The sequence below is a fragment of the Maribacter polysiphoniae genome (genome assembly GCF_003148665.1).
Lineage (GTDB): Bacteria > Bacteroidota > Bacteroidia > Flavobacteriales > Flavobacteriaceae > Maribacter_A > Maribacter_A polysiphoniae.
This window is the reverse complement of the sequence record NZ_QGGQ01000026.1, coordinates 1-6,924: the sequence shown is the minus strand read 5'-3', so window position 1 is coordinate 6,924 and position 6,924 is coordinate 1. Positions and strand designations below refer to the sequence as shown.

The 6,924-nt window shown below is 32.8% G+C and carries 7 protein-coding genes; all 7 read left to right on the top strand.

Features of this window, described 5'->3' with window-relative positions; all coding sequences use genetic code 11:
- The first annotated feature begins 503 nt into the window (after positions 1–503).
- Complete coding sequence (locus LX92_RS22145) at positions 504–1,469, top strand: RNA-binding domain-containing protein (RefSeq protein WP_109655231.1); 966 nt, start codon at positions 504–506, stop codon at positions 1,467–1,469.
- Positions 1,470–1,630: 161 nt separating this feature from the next.
- The gene (locus LX92_RS22140) at positions 1,631–2,152 is read left to right on the top strand and encodes a hypothetical protein (RefSeq protein WP_109655228.1); all 522 of its coding nucleotides are present in this window, start codon (positions 1,631–1,633) and stop codon (positions 2,150–2,152) included.
- Positions 2,152–3,009: a tetratricopeptide repeat protein gene (locus tag LX92_RS22135; RefSeq protein ID WP_109655226.1), complete on the top strand. Its 858-nt coding sequence runs from the start codon at positions 2,152–2,154 to the stop codon at positions 3,007–3,009. Before LX92_RS22140 ends, LX92_RS22135 begins: the two co-directional genes overlap by 1 nt.
- A 101-nt stretch (positions 3,010–3,110) precedes the next feature.
- A complete protein-coding gene (locus LX92_RS22130) occupies positions 3,111–3,542 on the top strand; it encodes a hypothetical protein (RefSeq protein WP_109655224.1) in 432 nt (143 codons plus the stop codon).
- 125 nt (positions 3,543–3,667) lie between these two features.
- Complete coding sequence (locus LX92_RS22125) at positions 3,668–4,909, top strand: SIR2 family protein (protein ID WP_109655222.1); 1,242 nt, start codon at positions 3,668–3,670, stop codon at positions 4,907–4,909.
- Positions 4,910–4,911: 2 nt separating this feature from the next.
- Positions 4,912–6,447: an ATP-binding protein gene (locus LX92_RS22120; protein WP_109655220.1), complete on the top strand. Its 1,536-nt coding sequence runs from the start codon at positions 4,912–4,914 to the stop codon at positions 6,445–6,447.
- Between the two features lie 218 nt (positions 6,448–6,665).
- Positions 6,666–6,924 (top strand): transposase (locus tag LX92_RS22115; RefSeq protein ID WP_146197910.1); only part of this gene is annotated, 259 nt, incomplete at its 3' end.

Below are 6,924 nucleotides of genomic sequence, written 5' to 3'. Positions count from 1 at the left end.
TGTTGTCATCAATTATCGATCCGGGAGGGTCGTTTTTTTCCAAGGTTTGCGGAAAAAGGGAGGGGTTCTTTTTAGGGCCGGCCGTACCCGACCTTTGGAGGGTTCGGGGGCAAGTATTATCGCTTTACAGCGTGGAGAGTTGGCACTTTCCTGACGTTGGGAACGTTATAATACTTGCACAAGGACGGGAAAATTTTTGACAAAGTCAAGTTTTCCGGGTCTTGGAAGGGACTAAAAAGAACGGCTTTCCATGTTCCTTGGCAGACGGACTTTACCGGTCTTAAAATCCATATGCCGCGGCGGCTCGGAAAAAATCGGGCGGCCTATCGTTCCGGATCGCTAACTGAGCCTCGTATTTATTGTTAATTTTAGGGGAAGGAAAAATTAAAATAAAACCGATGACAACACCGTGTATGCGCAATGGCCGCAAAAGGCCGGCGCACCGCCGAAGCCACTGCGCATACACCTAACGTTGTACTGCATTTTGAAACTGAATTCGATAAATGAAATTTAAATACGAAATAAACTCAAAAGGATATTTAAAACAAAGAGAATCATTTGATATCGAATTTAAAAAAGCGTTTCAATTTGGTGATAGTTTAGCAAAGTATATAAAAACTATTGTCGGAATGGCAAATAACCGAGGTGGCGAAATAGTTTTTGGTATTAACGACAAACCAAGAAAACCTTTAGGACTTCAAAACAACAGATTTGAGGATTGTGATTCTCTTGTGATTAATCAATTCTGTCAAAAATATTTTAGTCACGAAATAGATTGGGGAATGGTAACTGTAGAATTTGACGGAATGACTTTCGGACGATTTTGGGTTAACGAATCTGAAATAAAACCTATTGTTTGTAAAGCCAACTACAGTAAGATTTTAAGAGAAGGTGCCATCTATTATAGATATAGAGGAGAGTCAACGGAAATTAAATATCCCGAACTTCAAAAACTACTTGAATCGGAAAGACAAAAAGAAAAAGAGTTTTGGGTTAAACACATAGAAAAAATAGGTGAAGTTGGTCCAAGACACATTCATATTCTTGACAGCTATAAAGGAGAATTGCACTCAACAAAAGGAAAGATATTAATTGACAAGGATATTGCTAAACAGTTAAACTTTATAAAAGAAGGGGAATTCGTAGAAAAAAATGGTGCACCAACTTTACAATTAATTGGTAAGATTACAGGAATGGTAGATACTGAAAGTATGCCAACTTCAGATGAACTCTATCCTTTCAGATTTGAACAATTAAAATCCGAGTTAGGATTAAACCAATATGAATTAAGATGTATTTTATGGAAATTAAATGTAAAAGGAGATAAAAAATATCACACTTCAATTCAAATTGGAAAAACCAACGAAACACATAAATATTCCCAAAAGTTTGTCGACAGTGTAAAAGCTGTTCTAAAAAGATATCCAAATTGGCTGACAGAAACAATTAGTGAATATAAATGCAAATAAAACGCAGTACAACAATGTATAACCGCAATTACGGCGGATTCGACTACGTCCGAATCCACTCGGAATTGCTAACGTCAGTGCTTAACCGAAAATTAACGCATACTAACCCGTAACTGACGGTTATACGAGACCGTTGTAAGCCATTTGAACAAAAGAACTGAATGAAAAAATCATTTTTAGCAATAATTTTACTTTTCTCAATTCTTTGCAGTTGTCAAACCGAGAAAAAAGTTAGTGAAAAACAAGAATATTTACGTTGGGTTGGTGACATTGAACAAAATGACCAGATTGACGAATTGGATTTTAAAGTGTGCAACGGAGACGATAAAGTTCTTCAATATTTCAATTTGGGAGAAGGACCTGTTTATAGCGGTGAAAAATCCAAAATTTTAAATACTTTCAAATCAAGTTACAAACCAATATCAGACAAAAAAGAAAATGGACTAATCAGAATAAGGTTTATTGTAAACTGTGAAGGAAAGGCAGGAAGATTTAGAGTTTTACAATCTGATTACGATTACCAAGAAAAAGAGTTTGATAAAAAAATTATTTCTCAACTTCTAAACATAACCAAAGAAATTGAAACTTGGGAAGTTATTCGTAGAAACGAAGTTCCTGTGGATTACTATATGTATATGATTTTTAAAATAAATGACGGACAACTAACGGAAATTTTGCCTTAATGAAATATTTTAACCTTACAGTATTACTTATTACATATTCATATGTGTTTGCACAACCTAATTGCGAAGCGTACAAATATTATGGAGACACCTTAAAATACAAAGCTTGTAAAAAAGCAATGGAAATTAAAGGTCATTACCAATTCAGTAAAGAATACCAAACCGTTTTAGACGAATCAATCGAGATTGACCCTACATTCGATTACGCTTATTGGGCAAAATCCATTGCCTATTTAAAAAGTGGAGACTTTGTGACTTGGAAAAAATTAATTGACAAGGCAGTTGAATATAAACCAAAAGAACATTTAGGATATAGAGGTTGGTGTCGTTATCAATTCTTCCGAGACTACAAAGGAGCAATCAAAGACATCGAAAAGTTGGATAGTTTGGTAGATTATGATATTGGACAATCTCAAAACGGAACTTACCATTTAAACATTGCCAAAGGCTTGTGCTATAAAGCAATTGGAGAAAAAGAAAAGGCAATAGGAATTTTAGAAAAACAAATTAAACTAAACGAAGAAGAGGATTTTGTTGGTGCTAATGATTATCTACATCTTGGAGTTCTTTATTTAGAAACTAAAAAATTTGAAAAGGCAGTTGAGACATTCAAGAAACAATCGGAAAACAATGAATTAGCGGAAAATCAATATTATTTAGCTTTGACTTACCTAAAATTAGATAAACCTATCGAATCCAAATCTTGTTTGGAAAAAGCAAAGGAACTTTACCTTGGCGAAAGAAAATTGTCTGACCCATATTCAAATCCTATGGACAAAATATATTTAGAAGATATAGAAAACGAAATAAAAACGGCTTACAACACTGGCTATAATTCATTGCTAAATTCTAACTAACTTTAAACTTGTTAACCATAAACACGGCCGGATTTCATACGGACAATTTCCATTGGAAATGTCCGCAACGAAACCATAGCCTAACCGTTGTAGCTCATTAGATGAAAAACGAATTAGAAATATTAAACAACAAGCTTCTTGGGCAATTTATATCACGATTTAGCTTAGGGGATACTTGGGAGTTATTCATTGGTGAGTACTGTCTTTCAGCGCATACAATCCAATTCGAAGATGAGGGTAAAATAACCGAATTCTTAGAAGAAAATTATGATGGATTTATTCATGCAGTAGATAAGGAAGATATAGCCAAATCAACAATTATGGCCGCAAATCTCAGAAAGACAATAGTTGAGATTCTGTTGGACAATAACAAGAATATAACTATTGATTTTGAAAATGGTTCAACTATGAATATCCTAACCAATAGTGATATTGTGGATTGGCAATGGTGTATTAATAAGTCTGGAAAAGACCCTTATAGGGATAATGAAATCGCTTGCTTTTGGGCAGGTGAAATAAAAATAAAAGAATAAAAACGAGCTACAACAATGGCTAAAAATCATAGACCTAACCAACCAAACCGTTTCTACGCTTTTTAGCCTGAACGTTACCTGTAATGTGAAAAAACGACCGAACAACAAAATTGAAACTGAAGAAAATGATAACAAATAAAATCACTATTGACGGAATTACTACAATTGCCGAACTTGACGAAGCTAAATCTAAAATTGAAAGTGATGTTATTCAGTTTTTCAGAGATGACGAGAAAATCCCATTAAACAAATTAGCTAAATACTATTTAAACGAGAACCTAAATTTTCTTTGTGGTTCAGGAACTTCTGTTGCAATTGGTGGAAAAACAATAAATAAAGACGAAAATCCTTTTGACCCAATAATTACGGAATTGAAAGCGATTAATCCACCTAAAGAACATATTAATCAGTTAATTAAATTCTTTGAATCTGATATTCTACTTGAGAAGAAATTTGATAAAATAAATCAAGAATACTTGTACTATCTCAATAATAAAGAGGATTCAGATTCAGCTACAGAAATTAAATCCTTTTTAGATAAGGCCTTAAAAATATTCGTAGATAAATATGTACCCTTCCCTATTGAATATGTTTCTGAAAATCTTGGAGTACACGAATTATTCATTAACAAAATAATAAGTAGAAAAGAAACTTTAAGTAGACCAAAAATCTTTACCCCAAATTATGATTTGGCGTTTGAAAATTCTTGTGAAAAAATTGGAGTTAGTTATAACAATGGATTCAGAGGAGTTCATATGAGAAAATTTGACCCTGACACTTTTCACAATGAAACTTACATAAAACAAGATTCTCCTGAAAAAGGAAAGCGTATTGCAACCTATTTAAACATTTATAAATTACACGGTAGTATTTCTTGGCAATATGCAGAAAGTATTAATGACCTCTATAACTTAAAAGAAATTCAAATATCTGATACTGCGAAAAAAGAAGACTTTTCATTTGATAGTTTGATGATTTATCCAATCCAAACTAAAAAATCCTATTCTCTTGACTTACCTTATAGTGAATTATTTAGAAATTTCTCAAAGTGCCTAACAGAATCTCAAAACACTTTAGTTATAATTGGTTACTCGTTTTTAGATGAACACATAAATGATATTATTCGGACAGGTTTATACAATCCGAATTTAACAGTCATAATCCATTCTTACGGTTTAGTAAGTGATGAAAGCCCTCTATTCCTGCAAACACTAAAGAATCGTAGTGTAAGCGACAATAGGATAATAATATTTGAAGGTGCATTGGTTGGAGATTTTACAAACATTGTTAAGTATCTAATTCCATTAAATTCTTTTATTCCAACGAAAGAAACCATAATTGAAACTCTAAAAGAATTAACAAAATAATTATGGCTTTCAAAATTGGAGAAGTATACAGGATTACAAATAGATATTTAGAGATAATACATAACAAAGATATTTTCTCTAAACCAGTTTCCTCGGGAAATGGTTTGCACATAGTTGGTATGCTTAACAGTTATATTTCAATTCCATTATATAATTCACAAAATGCAATAGGAATAATCTTCGAGCAAATAGAGCCTTCAAAAGAACGTGACATACTTTTTAATCCTAAAAATGAATCAATCATATCCAAAATTAGATTAATAGGAACTTTTAATCCATTAAGCAAAACGTTTAAAAGAGGAATAGATTATTTTCCTACCTTGGAAAGTGATGTTTTCACAATAGAGGAAAATGACATAGAAGCAATATATAATTCTACCTTAAAAAGTGACCAAGCCTCTTTACAGGTCGGCAATGATATTTATTTTAATCAAGTAAAAATAAATGCAGATCCAAATATCTTATTTGGTAAACATTGTGCAATATTTGGTAACACAGGAAGTGGAAAGTCTTGTACTGTTACTTCTATTTTACAAGGTGTTTATCTTGAAAAAAACAGATTGCAAAATGCAAATAATAAATCATTAAAGACTATAATCATTGATTCCAATGAAGAATATTCAAATATTTTTGACATTGATGGAGTTAAACCTGATTGGGTCACATTAAAAGATTATACTGATTTAGAACTTTCACATAAGGACTTAAGCTTTTATGAACTAACACAGCTTTTGAAAGAAGATTCTCCTAATGTTATTCCCTATTTAAAAACGGCAGTTAAAAAATTAAAAGGCACCGAAAATGTTGATGAGAATATATATTTTGAATTTTCACAATTAGAAGTTGAAATAGAAAACGCAGTACCAGACATTGAAAATCGTGGAAGAATGGTTCCCGATACTTTTACAATTGGGTTTCTGAAGCATATAATTATGCGAATTAAACACTTTTCATCAGATGAAAGGTTTAAGGCGGTTTTTAACAAAACAGGCAATACAATCGAGGATTTTTTAAATTCAGATACAGAACAAGTCTTAATATTATCATTAAGAGTAGCAAATGATATTTTAGCACTTTTTGTTTATATGATTAGCAAAAGTATCTTCAACTATAAAACGAATCCTGCAAACAGACGAAAGGACAATATTTTGTTAGTCCTTGAAGAAGCTCATAGATATATTTCAACTACTTCAACCGACCAAATGAACAACTATTACATTGATAAACTCGCAAGAGAAGGGAGAAAATTTGGAGTCAACTTAATGGTTTCTACTCAAAGACCTTCGGAAGTTTCAAACACGGTTATTTCTCAATGTAATTCGCTAATTGTACATAAAATAACTAATAATAGAGATTTAGAATTTATCAGAAATACAATTGAGTATGATGACAAAAGTCAAATTGACTTGCTGACAAGTTTGAAACAGCAACAAGCATTAGTTTTAGGAGAAGCTTTTGCATTTTCTTCGTTAATTCGAATAGCAGATGCAAACCCACTTCCTCACAGTGAAACACCGAAAATATTTACGAATGAATAAAAAACACTACAGGTAACAATGTATATAAAAAATAGGCGAAATAGCAGTAAATTCAAGGCTTAGGACTCGTATAAAAGTTTGTGCTTAACCGAAAGTTTTGTGCTTCGTAATCGCCTACTTTTCATATACTAACCGTTAGCGGTAATGACAAAATGTAAGCTTCCCTTAAAACCGAACTGTTTAAAAGTAGAATAATAATCTTAATTTTAAACAGTATTATGAGGAAGAGTAGATTTTCACCCACGCAGATCGCGAAGATTTTAAAAGAGTTCGATAATGGCAAGACCGTTGCGGATATAACCCGTGAACACGGTGTGAGTTCGGCCGCTTTCTACAAGTGGCGTTCGAAGTACGCCGGAATGAGCGGCAAGGAGCTTAGGCGCATAAAGGAACTGGAAGAGGAGAACCGCAAGCTCAAGCAGATGTACGCCAACTTGGCTTTGGACCATCAAATGGCGAAGGAGATCATCGAAAAAA

Bases quoted from the DNA above. Each gene is read 5' to 3' on its own strand.
- LX92_RS22145 (WP_109655231.1), top strand. From the start codon at position 504: ATGAAATTTAAATACGAAATAAACTCAAAAGGATATTTAAAACAAAGA.
- LX92_RS22140 (WP_109655228.1), top strand. From the start codon at position 1,631: ATGAAAAAATCATTTTTAGCAATAATTTTACTTTTCTCAATTCTTTGC.
- LX92_RS22135 (WP_109655226.1), top strand. From the start codon at position 2,152: ATGAAATATTTTAACCTTACAGTATTACTTATTACATATTCATATGTG.
- LX92_RS22130 (WP_109655224.1), top strand. From the start codon at position 3,111: ATGAAAAACGAATTAGAAATATTAAACAACAAGCTTCTTGGGCAATTT.
- LX92_RS22125 (WP_109655222.1), top strand. From the start codon at position 3,668: ATGATAACAAATAAAATCACTATTGACGGAATTACTACAATTGCCGAA.
- LX92_RS22120 (WP_109655220.1), top strand. From the start codon at position 4,912: ATGGCTTTCAAAATTGGAGAAGTATACAGGATTACAAATAGATATTTA.